The sequence below is a fragment of the Streptomyces sp. NPDC058864 genome (assembly GCF_042742985.1).
In the GTDB taxonomy this organism is placed as follows: Bacteria; Actinomycetota; Actinomycetes; order Streptomycetales; family Streptomycetaceae; genus Actinacidiphila.
The window spans coordinates 1-18,992 of record NZ_JBHYMQ010000105.1 but is presented as its reverse complement, the minus strand read 5'-3'; the positions used below and the strand labels follow the sequence as shown (position 1 = coordinate 18,992).

The 18,992-nt window shown below is 68.5% G+C and carries 31 protein-coding genes; 30 read left to right on the top strand and 1 reads right to left on the bottom strand.

The annotated features are described in order from the left end of the window. The coding region (locus tag ACFW3D_RS39725) for a PIG-L family deacetylase (protein WP_500513085.1) at positions 1 to 2,084 on the bottom strand (2,084 nt) is incomplete at its 3' end. Between the two features lie 229 nt (positions 2,085 to 2,313). Here ACFW3D_RS39725 and ACFW3D_RS39720 point away from each other — a divergent pair. The 30 genes from ACFW3D_RS39720 to rpsD all read left to right on the top strand — a co-directional run bounded on the left by ACFW3D_RS39720 (position 2,314) and on the right by rpsD (position 18,948). Next, a complete protein-coding gene (locus ACFW3D_RS39720) occupies positions 2,314 to 3,495 on the top strand; it encodes a S8 family peptidase (RefSeq protein ID WP_500513083.1) in 1,182 nt (393 codons plus the stop codon). A 391-nt stretch (positions 3,496 to 3,886) separates the two neighbouring features. Then, positions 3,887 to 4,195 carry a 30S ribosomal protein S10 gene (gene rpsJ / locus ACFW3D_RS39715; RefSeq protein ID WP_014144312.1) on the top strand — a complete coding sequence of 103 codons (309 nt, stop codon included), beginning with the start codon at positions 3,887 to 3,889 and terminating at the stop codon, positions 4,193 to 4,195. A 14-nt stretch (positions 4,196 to 4,209) separates the two neighbouring features. Continuing rightward, entirely contained in the window at positions 4,210 to 4,854 is a 645-nt protein-coding gene (gene rplC / locus ACFW3D_RS39710) for a 50S ribosomal protein L3 (RefSeq protein ID WP_018558869.1), read from the top strand. A 4-nt stretch (positions 4,855 to 4,858) separates the two neighbouring features. Then, complete coding sequence (gene rplD / locus ACFW3D_RS39705; RefSeq protein WP_500513081.1) at positions 4,859 to 5,509, top strand: 50S ribosomal protein L4; 651 nt, start codon at positions 4,859 to 4,861, stop codon at positions 5,507 to 5,509. Next, on the top strand, positions 5,509 to 5,835 hold the full coding sequence (gene rplW, locus ACFW3D_RS39700; protein ID WP_450392987.1) for a 50S ribosomal protein L23: 327 nt from the start codon (positions 5,509 to 5,511) through the stop codon (positions 5,833 to 5,835). Before rplD ends, rplW begins: the two co-directional genes overlap by 1 nt. Positions 5,836 to 5,882: 47 nt before the next feature. Continuing rightward, complete coding sequence (gene rplB / locus ACFW3D_RS39695) at positions 5,883 to 6,719, top strand: 50S ribosomal protein L2 (protein WP_319139010.1); 837 nt, start codon at positions 5,883 to 5,885, stop codon at positions 6,717 to 6,719. Between the two features lie 12 nt (positions 6,720 to 6,731). Next, the gene (gene rpsS, locus ACFW3D_RS39690) at positions 6,732 to 7,013 is read left to right on the top strand and encodes a 30S ribosomal protein S19 (RefSeq protein WP_018558873.1); all 282 of its coding nucleotides are present in this window, start codon (positions 6,732 to 6,734) and stop codon (positions 7,011 to 7,013) included. 49 nt (positions 7,014 to 7,062) lie between these two features. Next, positions 7,063 to 7,410, top strand: coding sequence for a 50S ribosomal protein L22 (gene rplV, locus ACFW3D_RS39685; protein WP_319139012.1), 348 nt, complete (start codon positions 7,063 to 7,065; stop codon positions 7,408 to 7,410). After that, positions 7,410 to 8,234 (top strand): 30S ribosomal protein S3, encoded by an 825-nt coding sequence (rpsC, locus tag ACFW3D_RS39680; protein WP_361800646.1) that lies wholly within the window; start codon positions 7,410 to 7,412, stop codon positions 8,232 to 8,234. The genes rplV and rpsC overlap by 1 nt, the downstream gene beginning before the upstream one ends. 5 nt (positions 8,235 to 8,239) lie before the next feature. Continuing rightward, entirely contained in the window at positions 8,240 to 8,659 is a 420-nt protein-coding gene (rplP, locus tag ACFW3D_RS39675) for a 50S ribosomal protein L16 (RefSeq protein WP_018558876.1), read from the top strand. Further along, a complete protein-coding gene (gene rpmC / locus ACFW3D_RS39670; protein WP_319139014.1) occupies positions 8,659 to 8,883 on the top strand; it encodes a 50S ribosomal protein L29 in 225 nt (74 codons plus the stop codon). Before rplP ends, rpmC begins: the two co-directional genes overlap by 1 nt. Next, complete coding sequence (gene rpsQ, locus ACFW3D_RS39665; RefSeq protein ID WP_018558878.1) at positions 8,883 to 9,167, top strand: 30S ribosomal protein S17; 285 nt, start codon at positions 8,883 to 8,885, stop codon at positions 9,165 to 9,167. The genes rpmC and rpsQ overlap by 1 nt, the downstream gene beginning before the upstream one ends. 149 nt (positions 9,168 to 9,316) lie before the next feature. Beyond that, a complete protein-coding gene (gene rplN, locus ACFW3D_RS39660) occupies positions 9,317 to 9,685 on the top strand; it encodes a 50S ribosomal protein L14 (RefSeq protein ID WP_055718836.1) in 369 nt (122 codons plus the stop codon). A gap of 3 nt (positions 9,686 to 9,688) precedes the next feature. Next, the gene (gene rplX, locus ACFW3D_RS39655) at positions 9,689 to 10,012 is read left to right on the top strand and encodes a 50S ribosomal protein L24 (RefSeq protein ID WP_361800640.1); all 324 of its coding nucleotides are present in this window, start codon (positions 9,689 to 9,691) and stop codon (positions 10,010 to 10,012) included. Continuing rightward, positions 10,012 to 10,569, top strand: coding sequence for a 50S ribosomal protein L5 (gene rplE, locus ACFW3D_RS39650; RefSeq protein ID WP_018558880.1), 558 nt, complete (start codon positions 10,012 to 10,014; stop codon positions 10,567 to 10,569). The genes rplX and rplE overlap by 1 nt, the downstream gene beginning before the upstream one ends. Positions 10,570 to 10,572: 3 nt before the next feature. Next, complete coding sequence (locus ACFW3D_RS39645; protein WP_059127180.1) at positions 10,573 to 10,758, top strand: type Z 30S ribosomal protein S14; 186 nt, start codon at positions 10,573 to 10,575, stop codon at positions 10,756 to 10,758. A 196-nt stretch (positions 10,759 to 10,954) separates the two neighbouring features. Further along, positions 10,955 to 11,353 (top strand): 30S ribosomal protein S8, encoded by a 399-nt coding sequence (gene rpsH / locus ACFW3D_RS39640; RefSeq protein ID WP_018558881.1) that lies wholly within the window; start codon positions 10,955 to 10,957, stop codon positions 11,351 to 11,353. Between the two features lie 21 nt (positions 11,354 to 11,374). Further along, positions 11,375 to 11,914 carry a 50S ribosomal protein L6 gene (gene rplF / locus ACFW3D_RS39635; protein ID WP_500513077.1) on the top strand — a complete coding sequence of 180 codons (540 nt, stop codon included), beginning with the start codon at positions 11,375 to 11,377 and terminating at the stop codon, positions 11,912 to 11,914. Between the two features lie 3 nt (positions 11,915 to 11,917). Further along, positions 11,918 to 12,301 carry a 50S ribosomal protein L18 gene (gene rplR, locus ACFW3D_RS39630; RefSeq protein WP_018558883.1) on the top strand — a complete coding sequence of 128 codons (384 nt, stop codon included), beginning with the start codon at positions 11,918 to 11,920 and terminating at the stop codon, positions 12,299 to 12,301. A gap of 41 nt (positions 12,302 to 12,342) precedes the next feature. Further along, the gene (gene rpsE, locus ACFW3D_RS39625) at positions 12,343 to 12,948 is read left to right on the top strand and encodes a 30S ribosomal protein S5 (protein WP_003998815.1); all 606 of its coding nucleotides are present in this window, start codon (positions 12,343 to 12,345) and stop codon (positions 12,946 to 12,948) included. Further along, positions 12,948 to 13,130, top strand: a complete 183-nt coding sequence (gene rpmD, locus ACFW3D_RS39620; RefSeq protein WP_018558884.1) for a 50S ribosomal protein L30 — start codon at positions 12,948 to 12,950, stop codon at positions 13,128 to 13,130. Before rpsE ends, rpmD begins: the two co-directional genes overlap by 1 nt. 1 nt (position 13,131) lies before the next feature. Beyond that, a complete protein-coding gene (gene rplO, locus ACFW3D_RS39615) occupies positions 13,132 to 13,587 on the top strand; it encodes a 50S ribosomal protein L15 (RefSeq protein ID WP_431960949.1) in 456 nt (151 codons plus the stop codon). A gap of 223 nt (positions 13,588 to 13,810) precedes the next feature. Next, positions 13,811 to 15,124: a preprotein translocase subunit SecY gene (secY, locus tag ACFW3D_RS39610; RefSeq protein ID WP_500513075.1), complete on the top strand. Its 1,314-nt coding sequence runs from the start codon at positions 13,811 to 13,813 to the stop codon at positions 15,122 to 15,124. Continuing rightward, positions 15,124 to 15,798 (top strand): adenylate kinase, encoded by a 675-nt coding sequence (locus ACFW3D_RS39605; protein WP_500513073.1) that lies wholly within the window; start codon positions 15,124 to 15,126, stop codon positions 15,796 to 15,798. Before secY ends, ACFW3D_RS39605 begins: the two co-directional genes overlap by 1 nt. A 92-nt stretch (positions 15,799 to 15,890) precedes the next feature. Further along, positions 15,891 to 16,727, top strand: a complete 837-nt coding sequence (gene map, locus ACFW3D_RS39600) for a type I methionyl aminopeptidase (protein ID WP_500513071.1) — start codon at positions 15,891 to 15,893, stop codon at positions 16,725 to 16,727. A gap of 153 nt (positions 16,728 to 16,880) precedes the next feature. Further along, complete coding sequence (infA, locus tag ACFW3D_RS39595) at positions 16,881 to 17,102, top strand: translation initiation factor IF-1 (protein WP_003956442.1); 222 nt, start codon at positions 16,881 to 16,883, stop codon at positions 17,100 to 17,102. Positions 17,103 to 17,130: 28 nt separating this feature from the next. After that, positions 17,131 to 17,244, top strand: coding sequence for a 50S ribosomal protein L36 (gene rpmJ, locus ACFW3D_RS39590; protein ID WP_003956441.1), 114 nt, complete (start codon positions 17,131 to 17,133; stop codon positions 17,242 to 17,244). Between the two features lie 188 nt (positions 17,245 to 17,432). After that, complete coding sequence (gene rpsM, locus ACFW3D_RS39585) at positions 17,433 to 17,813, top strand: 30S ribosomal protein S13 (RefSeq protein ID WP_500513069.1); 381 nt, start codon at positions 17,433 to 17,435, stop codon at positions 17,811 to 17,813. 67 nt (positions 17,814 to 17,880) lie between these two features. Then, entirely contained in the window at positions 17,881 to 18,285 is a 405-nt protein-coding gene (gene rpsK, locus ACFW3D_RS39580; RefSeq protein WP_018558890.1) for a 30S ribosomal protein S11, read from the top strand. 36 nt (positions 18,286 to 18,321) lie between these two features. Next, entirely contained in the window at positions 18,322 to 18,948 is a 627-nt protein-coding gene (rpsD, locus tag ACFW3D_RS39575; RefSeq protein WP_500513067.1) for a 30S ribosomal protein S4, read from the top strand. Positions 18,949 to 18,992: the final 44 nt, after the last annotated feature.

Below are 18,992 nucleotides of genomic sequence, written 5' to 3'. Positions count from 1 at the left end.
CTCACGCGGTGGGCCGGGGCCCTCGCCGTCGTTCCGGGGCACGGCTGGGCGGGGGTGCCCAGTTGCGGCCGCCAGATCCAGGGGGTGGCGTCCGTCCCGAAGCCCACGACGGCCGGCCGGGTCCCGGGGCGGGTGTGCAGGGCCGGGAAGCCGTACCCGGGGGCGCCCGGGCGCAACGCCCCGGCCCGTTGTGCGAGAGCGGCGACGCGGACGGCTCCGTCGGCCGCGCGGCCGGCGAGCAGCCCGTGGCCCTGGGCGACCGGGCCGTAGCCGTCGAAGGGTCGTGGGTGGTCCGGCCCGGCCGCCGCCCGGACGACGCCGAGCCGGTGGACGAGGAGTTCGTCGCTCGCGGGCAGCCGGTAGGCCAGTGACAGGGAGCCGTCGGGCTCCGCGGCCGCGGCCGGGGGATCGGCGGGGACCGGCAGTGCGGTCAGCGCGCGGCAGGCGAGCGGCCGGCCCGGGGCTCCCTGGGACCAGTGGTGGACGGCGGTCCGCCCGGCGGCGAACACGTGCACCCTCCCGTCGCGGTCCACGACCACGCCCAGCCCGTCCTGCACCTCGCCGCCGCCCAGGTCCTGCCAGCCCGACCAGATGCCGTCCGGCTCCCGTACACGCGTGCTCAGGCCCTTGGCGGCGTTGCGCACGAACAGGTGGACCCGGCCGTCCGGGGTGCCCACCGCGGCGGGCACGCCGATCCTGCGGCCCCGGTCCGGGTCGTCCTCGGGGGAGCCGAGCCCCTGCCAGTCGCTGCCCTCCGCCAGTACCACCACGTCCCGGGTGTCGGCCGCCCGGTCGCTCTCCAGGGAGGCGAAGCGCAGCGCGAACAGCAGCGGTCCGCCGCCGACCGGGTCGGTGACGACGCTCAGCGCCGGGGCGAGCGGCCCGCCGCCCAGGTCCCGCGGCGGACCCCAGCGCCCGCTGCCGGGGGCCGTCTCCCGCCAGCGCACCGCGCGCGTGCCGAGCACACCGTGGGCGACCAGCCGCCCCTGCGCGTCCGTCCCGGGCACGAGGCGGGCGCCGGGGTACCGGTAGTGGGTGCTGCGCACCCAGCCCTTGCGGTTGGTCAGCGGCCTGCCCAGGCCGACCTGGTAGTCGCCGCAGCCGGAGGGGTCGCCGCACGGCCAGTCGGGCGCGCCGCCGTACGGGGCGAGGTAGCCGGCCTTGCGGCGCAGCAGCGCGGGCGGGAGGTTGTGGGGCCAGTGGCGGTTGTAGTAGCCGCGGTAGGCCGTCGTCAGGAAGGCGGGCGCGACGCCCTCGTCGCGGGCCACGGTGTCGGCGTACCGGGTGATCGCCTTCCAGGCGAACAGCCCGGTCGCGGTGTGGTCCCAGTGGTCGCTGTAGCCGAGCTGCTCGACGTCCCGTCGCCGGGTGGCCCCGTTGGCGGCCATGTCCGGGTCGGGGTCGAGGGTGTGGACGACGGTGGGCCGGTAGCGCCGCAGGAGGCCGGCGAGCACGTCCACCAGGAGCTCGTGGGTGTACGTGCCCCTGGCGGCGTTCGGCGAGCCCGCCGAGGTGAAGGTCGGCAGCGCCATGCCCGGCAGCTGCCACAGCTGCGGCAGGCCGACCCTGCTGGTCGCGCCGTGCATGGCGAGGTTGAGGAAGACCAGCACCGCCTCACGGCCGCCCACCCGCAGCGTGTCGATCTCGGCGGTCATCCCGTGGGCCAGCCGCGTCGTCCCGCGCCGCCAGGGCGTGAAGACGTCGGTGCCGAGCATCGCGGCGTACGCCTGCCGCAGTCCCTGGTGACGGGCCGCGGAGTAGGCGGCCTTGTCGGGGGCCGGACGCGGCTGCCCCGGTGGGCGGTTGACGCCGTGGGCCTCGCCCGCGGTGACGTACACCGACACCACGGGGACGCCCGCCTCGACGAGCTGCACGGTGTCCGGGTTCATGAAGTACAGCTCGTCGTCGGGGTGGGCCAGCACCTGCAGCAGCCGTGCCGTGCCGGGTCCGGCGCGGAACGCCAGGGGAGCGGGCGCCGGACCGGTGGCCGCGCTTCCTGACCGGGAGCAACCGCCCAGGGCGACGGCCGTGGTGCCCGTGGCGAGGGCGGCGAGGAAGCGCCGACGGGTGGGAACGGTCTTCACGCCACGCTAGAGGGCCGTTCCGTCCGGGAGGTTGCCGGGCGCCCTCGCGGCGTCCCCCACTCGAGCGACGCGCCCGGCGTCACCGGGACGGCGCCCGCCGGCCGCCGGGCCGGCGGAGTCCCGCGCCCGCTCGCCCGATTGGCGCACTGCGCGAGCACTGCGCGAGCACTCGGTGTTACGACTTGTCACGTTCGGTGCACACCCGTACGAGTCCCCCGAGGAGCCCGCCATGCGCCTGTCCCAGCGCCGGGCAGTGGTCGCCGCCGCCGTCCTGACGGCCGTCCTGCCCGCCCTCGGCGGGGCCTCCGCGACACCGGAGCCGCCGGGGGCGCCCCTGCGGATGGCGGCGCAGGGCGGCATCACCGGGCAGTACCTCGTGATCCTGCGGCCGGGAACGGACCCGGGCTCGGTGCTGCGCAGCGTCGAGGCGCGGCCGATGTTCACGTACACCAGCGCACTGGTCGGTTTCGCCGCCCGGCTGACCGACGGGCAGGTCTCGCGGCTGCGCGCGGTGCCCGGAGTGGAGGCGGTGGAGCAGGACGCCGAGGTCACGGCGCCCAAGCCGGCGACGCAGACGGCCACGGCCGCCGCCGAAGTGTCCTGGGGCCTGGCCCGGATCGGCAGCCGGACCCGCGACGGGGCCGCGTTCGGCGTGCGGGCGACGGGCGCCAAGGTCACCTCGTACATCATCGACACCGGCATCGACTTCGGGCACGCCGAGTTCGGCGGGCGGGCGGTGTCCGGGTTCGACGCGCTGGGGGACGGCCGTGACGGCGCCGACTGCAACGGCCACGGCACGCACGTCGCAGGGACCGTCGGCGGTGCCACCACCGGGGTGGCCCGGGCGACGAAGCTGGTCTCGGTACGGGTGCTGGGCTGCGACGGCCGCGGTTCGGTGGCCACGCTGGTCGCCGGGATGAACTGGGTGGCCGAGCACGCGGTGAAGCCGGCGGTCGCCAACCTGTCGACCGGCGGCCCGCGCAGCGAGACGGCCGACCGCGCGGTGGAGGGTCTGGCGGCCGCCGGAGTCTTTCCGGCAGTCGCCGCGGGCAACTCCGACGAGGACGCCTGCGGGGTCTCCCCGGCCGCGGCGCCCGGCGCGTTCACGGTCGCCGCGACCGACGAGTCGGACCGCAAGGCGTCCTTCAGCAACTGGGGCGGTTGTGTGGACATCAGCGCCCCGGGCACGGGGATCACCTCGGCGGCCATGGGCGGCGGACTGGTCCGCATGAGCGGTACCTCGATGGCCGCTCCGCACGTCACGGGGGTGGCGGCGCTCTACAAGGACACGTACGGGGACGTCTCCACGTCCTTTCTCGCCTCCTGGCTGCTGGCCAACGCCACTCCCGGCGTCCCCGTCGACGCCCCGGCCGGCACCGCGCGGCTGCTGGTGTACACATCCGGACTCTGACCCGGGTTTGGGGAAGCGGGGGCGGGGGGTAAGGTACTGCGCCCCGATTGGCGTCCGACGCGTCCGGTATGGCAGACTAGCCGGGTTGCTCGGTCGAGTGCCGATGCTGCGCGCCTCCCGTCGGGAGGACCGGAAGCGAGTCCCACAGTACTCGTCGTCACCCTCGCCCCTGGCGGGGTGGCGGACGTACGGGAATCTTCCGGGAAGCGTCAGCGGGGTGCTCGCCAGGCGCTCGGTGGGTGTCTTCTCCCACGTATCCCCTCCCTGAGGGTCTCTGCCATGCGGAGATTTAAGGGAAGGGAAGCGACACGCCCGACCGCGTGGGTCGGAGAAGACGGTCGAACCACCGAGTTCCAGAGCGTTGACTAGCAGACAGGACTACGAAGTAGCCATGGCGGGACAGAAGATCCGCATCCGGCTCAAGGCCTACGACCACGAGGTCATCGACTCCTCGGCGAAGAAGATCGTCGAGACGGTGACGCGTACTGGTGCGCAGGTCGCGGGCCCGGTGCCGCTGCCCACTGAGAAGAACGTGTACTGCGTCATCAAGTCGCCGCACAAGTACAAGGACTCGCGCGAGCACTTCGAGATGCGCACGCACAAGCGCCTGATCGACATCCTCGACCCGACGCCCAAGACCGTTGACTCGTTGATGCGCCTGGACCTTCCGGCCGGCGTCGACATCGAGATCAAGCTCTGAGAGGCGCGGAACAGATGGCTAAGCAGATCAAGGGCATCCTGGGCGAGAAGCTCGGCATGACCCAGGTCTGGGACGAGAACAACCGTGTCGTCCCGGTGACCGTGGTCAAGGCCGGTCCGAACGTCGTGACCCAGGTCCGCACGAACGACGTCGACGGTTACGAGTCGGTCCAGATCGCCTTCGGCGAGATCGACCCGCGCAAGGTGAACAAGCCCCTCAAGGGCCACTTCGCCAAGGCCGACGTGACCCCCCGTCGCCACCTGGTGGAGCTCCGCACCGCGGACGCCGCCGAGTACACCCTCGGCCAGGAGATCACCGCTGAGGTGTTCGAGGCCGGCGTGAAGGTGGACGTCACCGGCAAGAGCAAGGGCAAGGGCTTCGCCGGTGTCATGAAGCGTCACAACTTCAAGGGCCTCGGCGCCGGACACGGCACCCAGCGCAAGCACCGCTCTCCCGGCTCCATCGGTGGCTGCGCCACCCCGGGCCGTGTGTTCAAGGGTCTGCGCATGGCGGGCCGCATGGGCAACGAGCGGGTCACCACCCAGAACCTGACCGTTCACGCCGTTGACGCGGAGAAGGGCCTGCTGCTCATCAAGGGCGCGGTTCCCGGTCCGAACGGCGGCCTCGTCCTGGTCCGCACCGCGGCCAAGGGGGCCTGAGGATATGAGCACCATTGACATTCTGTCGCCCGCCGGCGACAAGGCCGGGACCGTAGAGCTCCCCGCCGAGATCTTCGACGCCAAGGTCAGCATCCCGCTGATCCACCAGGTCGTCGTGGCGCAGCTGGCCGCCGCCCGTCAGGGCACGCACAAGGTCAAGACGCGTGGCGAGGTCCGCGGTGGCGGCAAGAAGCCGTACCGCCAGAAGGGCACCGGCCGCGCCCGTCAGGGTTCGACCCGCGCCCCGCAGTTCGCCGGTGGTGGCGTCGTGCACGGTCCCGTGCCGCGTGACTACTCGCAGCGGACCCCGAAGAAGATGAAGGCCGCCGCCCTGCGCGGTGCCCTCACCGACCGGGCCCGTCACAACCGCATCCACGTCGTGACCGGCGTCGTCGAGGGCGAGGCCCCGTCGACCAAGTCCGCCAAGACGCTGCTGGGCAAGATCAGCGACCGCAAGAACGTGCTGCTCGTCGCCGACCGCGCCGAAGAGGTCGCGTGGCTCTCCGCCCGCAACCTGCCCCAGGTCCACATCCTGGAGGCCGGCCAGCTGAACACGTACGACGTGCTCGTCTCCGACGACGTGGTCTTCACCAAGGCCGCCTTCGACCGCTTCACCGGTTCCGGCGCCGCCGAGACCGAAGGGAGCGACGCCTGATGGCCGAGCAGACCGCGATCACCAGCAAGACCTTCACGGACCACCGTGACATCCTGGTCAAGCCGGTGGTCTCCGAGAAGAGCTACGCGCTGCTGGACGAGAACAAGTACACGTTCGTCGTCGACCCGCGTGCCAACAAGACCCAGATCAAGCAGGCCGTCGAGGCGGTCTTCTCGGTCAAGGTCACCGGGGTCAACACGATCAACCGCCAGGGCAAGCGCAAGCGCACCCGCACCGGTTTCGGCAAGCGCAAGGACACCAAGCGCGCCATCGTGACCCTCGCCGAGGGCGACCGCATCGACATCTTCGGCGGCCCGGTCTCCTAACGGAGGCCGGAACGTTCAGAAGTCCGGAATCTTCCGAGGACTGAGAAATGGGTATCCGCAAGTACAAGCCGACGACCCCGGGCCGTCGTGGCTCCAGCGTCGCCGACTTCGTCGAGATCACGCGGTCCACGCCGGAGAAGTCGCTGGTCCGCCCCCTGCACAGCAAGGGCGGCCGTAACAACGCCGGTCGTGTGACCGTTCGCCACCAGGGTGGTGGCCACAAGCGCGCCTACCGCGTGATCGACTTCCGTCGTCACGACAAGGACGGCGTGCCGGCCAAGGTCGCGCACATCGAGTACGACCCCAACCGCACCGCGCGCATCGCGCTCCTGCACTACGCGGACGGCGAGAAGCGCTACATCCTGGCCCCGGCCAAGCTGAACCAGGGTGACCGGATCGAGAACGGCCCCGGCGCGGACATCAAGCCCGGCAACAACCTGCCGCTGCGCTACATCCCCGTCGGTACGACCGTCCACGCCATCGAGCTGCGTCCCGGCGGCGGCGCGAAGATCTCCCGCTCCGCGGGTTCTTCGGTGCAGCTGCTCGCGAAGGAGGGCTCCATGGCCACCCTTCGCATGCCGTCCGGCGAGGTCCGCATGGTCGACGTCCGCTGCCGCGCCACCATCGGCGAGGTCGGCAACGCCGAGCAGTCGAACATCAACTGGGGCAAGGCCGGCCGTATGCGCTGGAAGGGCGTCCGCCCGACCGTCCGCGGTGTGGCCATGAACCCCGTCGACCACCCGCACGGTGGTGGTGAGGGCAAGACCTCCGGTGGTCGCCACCCGGTCAGCCCGTGGGGTCAGAAGGAGGGTCGTACTCGCTCGCCGAAGAAGGCCAGCAGCAAGTACATCGTCCGCCGCCGCAAGACGAACAAGAAGCGCTAGGAGCGGGTTTAGATGCCGCGCAGTCTCAAGAAGGGGCCCTTCGTCGACGACCACCTGATCAAGAAGGTGGACGTTCAGAACGAGGCCGGTACCCACAACGTCATCAAGACCTGGTCCCGCCGCTCGATGATCATCCCGGCGATGCTGGGCCACACGATCGCGGTGCACGACGGCCGTAAGCACGTCCCGGTGTTTGTCACCGAGTCGATGGTCGGCCACAAGCTCGGCGAGTTCGCGCCGACCCGCACCTTCCGCGGCCACGAGAAGGACGACCGCAAGTCGCGTCGTCGCTGACCTGCGGAGCGGAACAGTGACGACAAAGACAGACACCGAAGGGACAACCATGGAAGCCAGGGCCCAGGCGCGGTACATCCGCGTCACGCCCATGAAGGCCCGCCGCGTGGTGGACCTCATCCGTGGCATGAGCGCCACGGAGGCTCAGGCGGTCCTGCGTTTCGCCCCGCAGGCCGCGAGCGTGCCGGTGGGCAAGGTGCTCGACAGCGCCATTGCCAACGCCGCGCACAACTACGACCACACCGATGCCGAGTCGCTGTACATCAGCGAGGCGTTCGTGGACGAGGGCCCGACCCTGAAGCGGTTCCGTCCGCGTGCGCAGGGCCGTGCCTACCGGATCCGCAAGCGGACCAGCCACATCACCGTGGTCGTCAGCAGCAAGGAAGGGACCCGGTAATGGGCCAGAAGGTTAACCCGCACGGGTTCCGGCTCGGCATCACCACGGACTTCAAGTCCCGTTGGTACGCCGACAAGCTGTACAAGGACTACGTCAAGGAAGACGTCGCCATCCGCCGGATGATGACGCAGGGCATGGAGCGGGCCGGCATCTCCAAGGTGGAGATCGAGCGCACCCGCGACCGCGTCCGCGTCGACATCCACACCGCCCGGCCGGGCATCGTCATCGGCCGTCGCGGCGCGGAGGCCGACCGCATCCGCGGTGACCTGGAGAAGCTGACCGGCAAGCAGGTCCAGCTGAACATCCTCGAGGTCAAGAACCCGGAGACGGACGCTCAGCTGGTGGCCCAGGCCGTCGCCGAGCAGCTCTCCTCCCGCGTCTCCTTCCGCCGTGCCATGCGCAAGTCGATGCAGAGCACGATGAAGGCCGGCGCCAAGGGCATCAAGATCCAGTGCGGTGGCCGTCTCGGCGGCGCCGAGATGTCCCGCTCGGAGTTCTACCGCGAGGGCCGCGTTCCGCTGCACACGCTGCGCGCCAACGTCGACTACGGCTTCTTCGAGGCCCGTACGACCTTCGGCCGCATCGGCGTGAAGGTGTGGATCTACAAGGGCGACGTCAAGAACATCGCCGAGGTCCGCGCCGAGAACGCCGCCGCCCGCGCCGGCAACCGCCCGGCCCGTGGCGGTGGCAATGACCGTCCGCAGCGCCGCGGTGGCGAGCGCGGCGGCCGTGGCCGTCGTCCCCAGGGTGACGCCCAGGCCCCCAAGGCCGAGGCGACCACCGCTGAGGCTCCGGCTGCGGAGACCACCGGAACGGAGGCCTGACCCCCATGCTGATCCCCCGTCGGGTCAAGCACCGTAAGCAGCACCACCCGAAGCGTGATGGCATGGCCAAGGGTGGCACCGAGCTGGCGTTCGGTGAGTACGGCATCCAGGCCGTCACCCCCGCGTACGTGACGAACCGGCAGATCGAGTCCGCTCGTATCGCCATCACCCGTCACATCCGCCGTGGCGGCAAGGTCTGGATCAACATCTACCCGGACCGTCCCCTCACGAAGAAGCCGGCCGAAACCCGCATGGGTTCCGGTAAGGGCTCCCCGGAGTGGTGGGTCGCGAACGTCAAGCCCGGTCGGGTGATGTTCGAGCTGTCCTTCCCGAACGAGAAGGTTGCGCGTGAGGCGCTCACCCGAGCCGCCCACAAGCTTCCGATGAAGTGCCGGATCGTCCGGCGCGAGGCAGGTGAGCTGTGATGGCGGCCGGTACCAAGGCGACCGAGCTGCGTCAGCTGGGCGACGAGGAGCTCGTCGGCAAGCTGCGTGAGGCCAAGGAGGAGCTGTTCAACCTCCGCTTCCAGGCGGCCACCGGACAGCTCGAGAACAACTCCCGGCTGAAGGTTGTCCGCAAGGACATCGCCCGGATCTACACCCTCATGCGTGAGCGTGAGCTCGGCATCGAGACGGTGGAGAACGCCTGATGAGCGAGAAGAATGTGACTGAGAGCAGCGAGCAGCGCGGCGACCGCAAGACCCGTGAGGGCCTCGTGGTGAGCGACAAGATGGACAAGACCGTCGTGGTCGCCGTCGAGGACCGTGTGAAGCACGCCCTCTACGGCAAGGTCATCCGCCGCACCAACAAGCTCAAGGCGCACGACGAGCAGAACGCCGCGGGCGTCGGTGACCGCGTCCTCCTCATGGAGACCCGGCCGCTGTCGGCGAGCAAGCGCTGGCGCGTCGTCGAGATCCTCGAGAAGGCCAAGTAAGACCGCTCGGCAGGCCGGGCCGCGTGACAGGTGCGCGCGGCCCGGCCCCGGCCGGCACGTAATTCCTGCGGGGGGTTCCCCGCAGGACGGTTCCGCCAGGCTCTCCGGGCCCGCCCCGGAGGGAACCGGCAGACGATCAGGAGATAGACGTGATCCAGCAGGAGTCGCGACTGCGTGTCGCCGACAACACGGGCGCGAAGGAGATCCTTTGCATCCGTGTGCTCGGTGGCTCCGGTCGCCGCTACGCGGGAATCGGTGACGTCATCGTCGCCACCGTCAAGGACGCGATCCCCGGTGGCAACGTGAAGAAGGGCGACGTCGTCAAGGCGGTCGTCGTGCGCACCGTCAAGGAGCGCCGCCGTCCCGACGGTTCGTACATCCGCTTCGACGAGAACGCGGCCGTCATCCTCAAGAACGACGGTGACCCCCGCGGCACCCGTATCTTCGGCCCCGTGGGCCGGGAGCTGCGCGAGAAGAAGTTCATGAAGATCATCTCGCTCGCGCCGGAGGTGCTGTAACCGATGAAGATCAAGAAGGGCGACCTGGTCCAGGTCATCACCGGCAAGGACAAGGGCAAGCAGGGCAAGGTCATCGCGGCCTACCCGGCTGAGGACCGTGTCCTGGTCGAGGGTGTCAACCGGGTCAAGAAGCACACCAAGGCCGGCCAGACCGCCCGTGGTTCGAAGACCGGCGGCATCATCACGACGGAGGCTCCCGTCCACGTCTCCAACGTCCAGCTGGTCGTGGAGAAGGACGGCAAGAAGGTCGTGACCCGCGTCGGCTTCCGCTTCGACGACGAGGGCAACAAGATCCGCGTTGCCAAGCGGACCGGTGAGGACATCTGATGACTGCCACCACTTCGCCTCGTCTGAAGGCGCGCTACCGCGAGGAGATCGCGGGCAAGATGCGTGACGAGTTCCAGTACGAGAACGTCATGCAGATCCCCGGTCTCACCAAGATCGTGGTCAACATGGGTGTGGGCGACGCCGCCCGCGACTCCAAGCTGATCGAGGGCGCGATCCGCGACCTCACCACGATCACCGGCCAGAAGCCGGCCGTCACCAAGGCCCGGAAGTCCATCGCGCAGTTCAAGCTGCGCGAGGGTCAGCCGATCGGCGCCCACGTCACCCTCCGCGGTGACCGCATGTGGGAGTTCCTGGACCGTCTGCTGTCGCTCGCGCTCCCGCGCATCCGCGACTTCCGCGGTCTGTCGCCGAAGCAGTTCGACGGCCGAGGCAACTACACCTTCGGTCTCACGGAGCAGGTCATGTTCCACGAGATCGACCAGGACAAGATCGACCGCACCCGGGGTATGGACATCACCGTGGTGACCACGGCGACCAACGACGCTGAGGGCCGCGCGCTCCTCCGTCACCTCGGCTTCCCGTTCAAGGAGGCGTGAGCCGTGGCGAAGAAGGCTCTTATCGCGAAGGCCGCCCGCAAGCCCAAGTTCGGTGTGCGTTCCTACACGCGCTGCCAGCGCTGTGGCCGTCCGCACTCCGTGTACCGCAAGTTCGGCCTCTGCCGCGTGTGCCTTCGTGAGATGGCGCACCGCGGTGAGCTGCCGGGCGTGACCAAGAGCTCCTGGTAACCACCAGGGGCTCTCGGTAAGCAGATGAGTGGCGGGAGCCCGGCCCTCCATACCGTAGGGTAGAAGGGTTGGGCGCCCGCCGCCCATGACCGTCTTACTACGCCGTAGGTCCCCGCGCCGCACCCGTCCCCAGTCTCATGGGGGAGAGGGATGGCGCATATAGGAAACCCCGGCGAGAGAGGCCTAAGGCCATCACATGACCATGACTGACCCGATCGCAGACATGCTGACGCGTCTGCGGAACGCGAACTCCGCGTACCACGACGAGGTCACCATGCCGTTCAGCAAGATCAAGTCGCACATCGCGGAGATCCTCCAGCAGGAGGGTTACATCCAGGGCTGGAAGGTCGAGGACGCCGAGGTCGGCAAGAACCTCACCATCGACCTCAAGTTCGGTCCGAACCGCGAGCGCTCGATCGCCGGCATCAAGCGCATCAGCAAGCCCGGTCTGCGGGTCTACGCAAAGTCCACCAACCTGCCGAAGGTGCTCGGCGGCCTGGGCGTGGCGATCATCTCCACTTCCCACGGGCTCCTCACCGACAAGCAGGCAAACAAGAAGGGCGTGGGTGGGGAAGTCCTCGCCTACGTCTGGTAGTCGGGAAACGGAGGTATAGCCATGTCGCGTATTGGACGGCTGCCCATCCCGGTTCCCGCCGGCGTGGACGTCACCATCGATGGCCGGACGGTCTCGGTGAAGGGCCCCAAGGGTTCCCTGACCCACACCGTTGCCGCGCCGATCGACATCGTCAAGAGCGAGGACGGCACCCTTCAGGTGTCGCGTCCGAACGACGAGCGTCTGAACAAGGCCCTGCACGGCCTGTCCCGCACGCTGGTGGCGAACATGATCACCGGCGTGACCGCGGGCTACGTGAAGAAGCTCGAGATCAGCGGTGTCGGCTACCGCGTCCAGGCGAAGGGCTCCAACCTGGAGTTCGCCCTGGGCTACAGCCACCCGATCCTGGTCGAGGCCCCGGAGGGCATCTCCTTCAAGGTCGAGAGCCCCACCAAGTTCTCGGTCGAGGGCATCGACAAGCAGAAGGTCGGCGAGGTCGCCGCGAACATCCGCAAGCTGCGGAAGCCCGACCCGTACAAGGCCAAGGGCGTCAAGTACGAGGGCGAAGTCATCCGCCGCAAGGTCGGAAAGGCTGGTAAGTAAGCCATGGCATACGGCGTGAAGATCGCCAAGGGTGACGCTTACAAGGGCGCTGCCAAGAAGCGTCGCCACATCCGCGTCCGCAAGCGGATCTCGGGCACCGAGGTGCGTCCGCGCCTGGTCGTGACCCGTTCCAACCGGGGCATCACGGCGCAGGTCATCGACGACCTCAAGGGCCACACCCTGGCCTCGGCCTCGCACCTGGACACCTCGATCCGGGGTGCCGAGGGTGACAAGACCGAGCAGGCGAAGAAGGTCGGCCAGCTGGTCGCCGAGCGGGCCAAGGCGGCCGGCGTCGGGACCGTTGTGTTCGACCGCGGTGGCAACCGGTACGCCGGTCGCATCGCTGCCCTGGCCGACGCCGCCCGCGAAGCCGGGCTCGGTTTCTGAGCCGGTTCCGTAGCTAGCGGAAACAGAGAGAGGTAAATCCAATGGCTGGACCCCAGCGCCGCGGTGGCGGTGCCGGTGGCGGCGAGCGGCGGGACCGGAAGGGCCGTGACGGCGGCGCAGCTGCCGCCGAGAAGACCGCGTACGTTGAGCGCGTTGTCGCGATCAACCGCGTCGCCAAGGTTGTGAAGGGTGGTCGTCGCTTCAGCTTCACCGCGCTGGTCGTGGTGGGCGACGGTGACGGCACCGTGGGTGTCGGTTACGGCAAGGCCAAGGAGGTGCCGGCCGCCATCGCCAAGGGCGTTGAGGAGGCCAAGAAGCACTTCTTCAAGGTCCCCCGTATCCAGGGCACCATCCCCCACCCGATCCAGGGCGAGAAGGCCGCGGGCGTCGTCCTGCTCAAGCCTGCTTCCCCCGGTACGGGTGTGATCGCCGGTGGTCCGGTGCGCGCCGTCCTGGAGTGCGCCGGCATCCACGACGTGCTGTCGAAGTCGCTCGGCTCCGACAACGCGATCAACATCGTGCACGCCACGGTGGAGGCCCTGAAGGGTCTGCAGCGCCCCGAGGAGATCGCGGCCCGTCGCGGTCTGCCGCTCGAGGACGTGGCCCCGGCTGCTCTGCTCCGGGCGCGTGCTGGGGTGGGTGCGTAATGGCTCGCCTCAAGGTCACGCAGGTCAAGTCCTACATCGGCAGCAAGCAGAACCACCGTGACACCCTGCGTTCGCTCGGCCTGAAGCGGCTGAACGACGTCGTGGTCAAGGAGGACCGCCCGGAGATCCGCGGCATGGTCCACACCGTCCGCCACCTCGTCACGGTCGAGGAGGTCGACTGACATGGGAGAGCAGTCTCCGCTGAAGGTCCACAACCTCCGTCCGGCCCCGGGTGCCAAGACCGCCAAGACCCGTGTCGGTCGTGGTGAGGCCTCCAAGGGCAAGACGGCCGGTCGTGGTACCAAGGGCACGAAGGCCCGCTACCAGGTTCCGGAGCGCTTCGAGGGTGGGCAGATGCCCCTCCACATGCGCCTCCCGAAGCTGAAGGGCTTCAAGAACCCGTTCCGCACCGAGTTCCAGGTCGTGAACCTGGACAAGCTGGCCGCGCTCTACCCCGAGGGTGGCGAGGTCACGGTGGCCGACCTGGTCGCCAAGGGTGCCGTGCGGAAGAACCAGCTCGTCAAGGTGCTCGGCACCGGCGAGGTCTCCGTGGCGCTGCAGGTGACCGTCGACGCGGTCTCCGGCTCCGCCAAGGAGAAGATCACCGCCGCGGGCGGCTCGGTCACCGAGCTCGTCTGAGCGTGATGCCACATCCGGCCGGGGATGTTCCGCACTTTCGTGCGGGGCATCCCCGGTTGGTCATTCCGGGGACGGATGCTCGCCGGTAAGGTGGGCCGGGCTAGTCTTGCGGAGCCTGTGTGCTGACGCGGGTCAGGCAACCCCAATCGTTTTGCAGTCCCACCATTCGTAGCTTTCAACACCGTCACCCTCCGCCGAAGAAGCGGGGGGCGCAGGAGGCACCGTGCTCACCGCGTTCGCCCGGGCGTTCAGGACGCCCGACCTGCGCAAGAAGCTGCTGTTCACGCTGGCCATCATGGTGCTGTTCCGGCTGGGAGCCCACATCCCGATCCCGGGGGTCGACTACCAGGTGGTCAACTCCTGCATCAAGGCGGTCGGGGGGAACCAGGGCCTCTTCGGCCTGGTGAACCTCTTCAGCGGCGGCGCTCTTCTGCAGCTCACGATCTTCGCGCTCGGCATCATGCCGTACATCACCGCGAGCATCATCCTTCAGCTGCTCACCGTGGTCATCCCGCGCCTGGAAGCCCTCAAGAAGGAGGGCCAGGCCGGCCAGACGAAGATCACGCAGTACACGCGCTACCTCACCGTCGCGCTCGCGGTGCTGCAGGGCACCGGTCTGGTGGCCACCGCCCGCTCCGGCAGCCTCTTCCAGCAGTGCCCGGACCGCTTCAACATCGTTCCCGACCAGTCGATCTTCACCACGATCACGATGGTCATCACGATGACCGCGGGAACCGCCCTCATCATGTGGCTGGGCGAGCTGATCACCGACCGCGGCATCGGCAACGGCATGTCGATCCTGATGTTCCTGTCGATCGCGGCCGGCTTCCCCGGCGCCCTCTGGGCGATCAAGAAGTCCGGCAACATCGCGGACGGCTGGGTCGAGTTCGGGGCCGTCATCCTCGTGGGTCTGGCGATGGTCGCCCTCGTCGTCTTCGTCGAGCAGGCGCAGCGCCGCGTCCCCGTGCAGTACGCGAAGCGCATGATCGGGCGTCGTTCGTACGGTGGAACCTCCACCTACATCCCGCTGAAGGTGAACCAGGCGGGTGTGATTCCCGTCATCTTCGCGTCATCACTCCTGTACATCCCGTCACTGGTCGTCCAGTTCAGCGGATCCACCTCTACCTGGGCAAACTGGGTGAGGGACAACCTGGTCAAGGGCGACCACCCGATCTACATCACCGCGTATTTCCTGCTGATTGTCTTCTTTGCCTTCTTCTACGTGGCCATCTCGTTCAACCCCGAAGAAGTCGCGGACAACATGAAGAAGTATGGTGGGTTCATCCCGGGCATCCGGGCTGGTCGTCCCACCGCGGAGTACCTCAGCTACGTGCTCAACCGCATCACGTGGCCGGGCGCGATGTATCTGGGTCTGATCGCCCTGGTGCCCACAGTGGCGCTGGTGCTGTTCAACGCGAACCAGAACTTCCCGTTCGGCGGGACGAGCATCCTGATCATCGTGGGTGTCGGCCTGGAGACCGTGAAGCAGATCGAGAGCCAGCTTCAGCAGCGTAACTACGAAGGGTTCCTCCGCTGATGCGCATCGTCCTCGTCGGGCCCCCCGGGGCCGGCAAGGGTACGCAGGCCGCGTACCTTGCCAGGAACCTGTCGATCCCGCACATCTCCACGGGCGACCTCTTCCGGGCGAACATCAGCCAGGGCACGGAGCTGGGCCTCAAGGCCCGGGAGTACACGGACGCCGGCCTGCTGGTCCCCGACGAGATCACCATCGGTATGGCCAAGGACCGCATGCTGCAGCCGGACGCCGCGAACGGCTTCCTGCTCGACGGCTTCCCGCGGAACGTGGGCCAGGCCCAGGCGCTCGACAAGATCCTCGCCGAGAACGGGATAGCGCTGGACGCTGTCCTGGACCTCGAAGTGCCCGAGGAGGAGGTCGTCAAGCGGATCGCCGGTCGTCGGCTGTGCCGCAAGAACGGCGGCCACGTGTTCCACGTGGTCTACAGCCCTCCGGCGGTCGAGGACGTGTGCGACGAGTGCGGCGGTGAGCTCTACCAGCGGTCGGACGACACCGAGGAGAAGGTGCGGGTCCGGCTGGAGGAGTACCACAGCAAGACCGAGCCGATCATCGACTACTACAAGCAGCAGGGCCTGGTGCGCACCATCTCGGCCCTGGGCAAGGTCGCCGAGGTGACCAAGCGGGCGATGGACGCGCTGCACGACAAGAAGGACACGGGCGACAGCGCCGCCTGAACACATGCGTGACCGTTGCGGCCGCGGTGTCCCCGAGGACCCCGCGGCCGTACCGTTGAGGTATCCGGTGGGACGAAGGAAGGCCAGGACCGATGGTGGAGATCAAGACCCCCGAGCAGATCGCGAAGATGCGCGCGGCGGGCCTGGTCGTCGCCGCGATCCACGAGGCCACCCGTGAGGCGGCCGTCCCCGGGGCCACCACCAAGGACCTGGACGACGTGGCCCGCAAGGTCCTCGCCGACCACGGCGCCAAGCCGAACTTCCTCGGGTACGGCGGTTTCCCCGCCACGATCTGCACCTCCGTGAACGACGTGGTCGTCCACGGCATCCCGGACGCCGCGACCGTCCTCAAGGACGGCGACGTCATCTCGATCGACTGCGGTGCCATCGTCGACGGCTGGCACGGCGACGCCGCCTACACCGCCTTCGTGGGTGGCGGTCACGCTCCGGAGCTCATCGAGCTCAGCCGGGTGACCGAGGAGTCCATGTGGGCCGGCATCGCGGCCTTCCGCAAGGGCGACCGGCTGGTCGACATCTCCCGCGCCATCGAGACCTACATCCGCCGGCAGCCCAAGCCGGGCGGCGGCAAGTACGGGATTATCGAGGAGTACGGCGGCCACGGCATCGGGTCCCAGATGCACATGGACCCCCACCTGCTGAACTACGTCTCGCGCAAGCGCGGCAAGGGCCCGCGTCTGGTGCCGGGCATGTGCCTGGCGATCGAGCCGATGGTGAGCCTGGGTACCCCGCTCACCCACGTCCTCGAGGACGAGTGGACGGTCAAGACCGACGACGGCACCTGGTCCTCCCACTGGGAGCACTCCGTCGCGCTGACCGAGGAGGGCCCGCTGGTCCTGACCGCCCGCGACGGCGGCAAGGCCAAGCTGGCGGAGTACGGGATCACGGCCGCGCCGGACCCGCTCGCCTGAGCGCCCCCTCGACGCCGCTTAACGATCTTCGTTCGGGGGCATACACCCCGGATTCGTCTTTCAGGAACGGCTGGCGTAGACTGTCACGTCGGCTCGCGTATGCCTTCAGGCATGCCAAAAGCCGACCAAGGTAGCCGATCCCGAAAGCAGGACATGGCCAAGAAGCAAGGCGCCATCGAGATCGAGGGCACCGTGATCGAGTCTCTGCCGAACGCTATGTTCAAGGTGGAGCTGCAGAACGGTCACAAGGTCCTCGCGCACATCAGCGGCAAGATGCGCATGCACTACATCCGCATCCTTCCCGATGACCGGGTCGTTGTGGAGTTGTCTCCCTACGACCTCACGCGCGGACGGATCGTCTACCGCTACAAGTAGATCTCACGACCCGGAGAACCTGAATTCCATGAAGGTCAAGCCGAGCGTCAAGAAGATCTGCGACAAGTGCAAGGTGATCCGCCGCCACGGCCGGGTCATGGTCATCTGCGACAACCTGCGCCACAAGCAGCGCCAGGGCTGACGCACGCCGACCTGCACCTCGCAGTTCTTCGCGCGACGCGAGCAACACATGTACATACGCAGCGCCCGTCCGGTCGGGAAGTCCCGGCTGACGGCACCTCCGGCGGGGGCCGGAGACCTGATCCGTACCTCGTACGGCGGTCAGGAACGGTGCTGCGGAAGACCCCCGGACACCACAGGAGCCATTGAATGGCACGCGTTTCAGGTGTCGACATCCCGCGCGAGAAGCGTGTGGAGGTCGCCCTCACCTATGTCTTCGGCATCGGCCGCACCCTGGCCAAGGAGACCCTCGCCGCCACCGGCGTGAACCCGAACGCCCGGGTCCGTGACCTGGACGAAGAGGACCTGGTCAAGATCCGCGAGTACGTGGACGCCAACATCAAGACCGAGGGTGACCTCCGTCGCGAGATCCAGGCGGACATCCGTCGCAAGGTCGAGATCGGCTGCTACCAGGGTCTGCGCCACCGTCGCGGGCTGCCGGTCCACGGCCAGCGGACCCACACCAACGCCCGCACCCGCAAGGGCCCGCGTCGCGCCATCGCCGGCAAGAAGAAGCCGGGCAAGAAGTAGTCCTCAGCGGACGCTCGTCAGCGGTCTTCGCTGTAGGACCGACCACCTCCACCGGGAGTAACCACATATGCCTCCGAAGGGCCGTCAGGCCGGCGCCAAGAAGGTGCGCCGCAAGGAGAAGAAGAACGTCGCTCATGGGCACGCCCACATCAAGAGCACGTTCAACAACACCATCGTTTCGATCACGGACCCGTCCGGCAACGTGATCTCCTGGGCCTCCGCCGGCCACGTCGGCTTCAAGGGCTCGCGCAAGTCGACCCCGTTCGCCGCGCAGATGGCCGCCGAGTCGGCCGCCCGCCGCGCGCAGGAGCACGGCATGCGCAAGGTCGATGTGTTCGTCAAGGGCCCCGGCTCCGGCCGTGAGACCGCGATCCGCTCCCTCCAGGCCACCGGCCTCGAGGTCGGCTCGATCCAGGACGTCACTCCGACCCCGCACAACGGATGCCGCCCGCCGAAGCGCCGGCGCGTCTGATCAGCAATCCGCTGAGCAGGTAGGAGAAAAACAGGAATGGCGCGTTACACCGGGGCCGACTGCAAGCGTTGCCGTCGGGAGAAGCAGAAGCTCTTCCTCAAGGGGAGCAAGTGCGAGAGCGCGAAGTGCCCGATCGAGATCCGTCCTTACCCCCCGGGTGAGCACGGACGCGGGCGCACCAAGGACAGCGAGTACCTGTTGCAGATGCGCGAGAAGCAGAAGTGCGCGCGCATCTACGGTGTCCTTGAGAAGCAGTTCCGCGGGTACTACGAGGAGGCGAACCGCAGGACCGGCAAGACCGGTGAGAACCTGCTCCGCATCCTCGAGTCCCGGCTGGACAACGTGGTCTACCGGGCGGGCTTCGCCAAGTCGCGTGATCATGCGCGGCAGCTGGTCCGTCACGGCCACTTCCTCGTGAACGGCGTCAAGACCGACATCCCGTCGGCCCGTGTCGTCGCGAACGACATCGTCGAGGTCCGCCAGTCCTCCCGTAACCTGACGCCGTTCGCGGTGGCCCAGGGGGAGGCCGGCGAGAGGACCGTCCCGGCCTGGCTGGAGGCGATCCCCTCGCGTCTGCGGATCCTCGTGCACAACCTGCCCGAGCGCCCGGTGATCGACACCCAGGTGCAGGAGCAGCTGATCGTCGAGCTCTACTCGAAGTAGCAGGGCTCACGGTCCCGGGCGGTGCGGCACGCTACGTGCCGCAC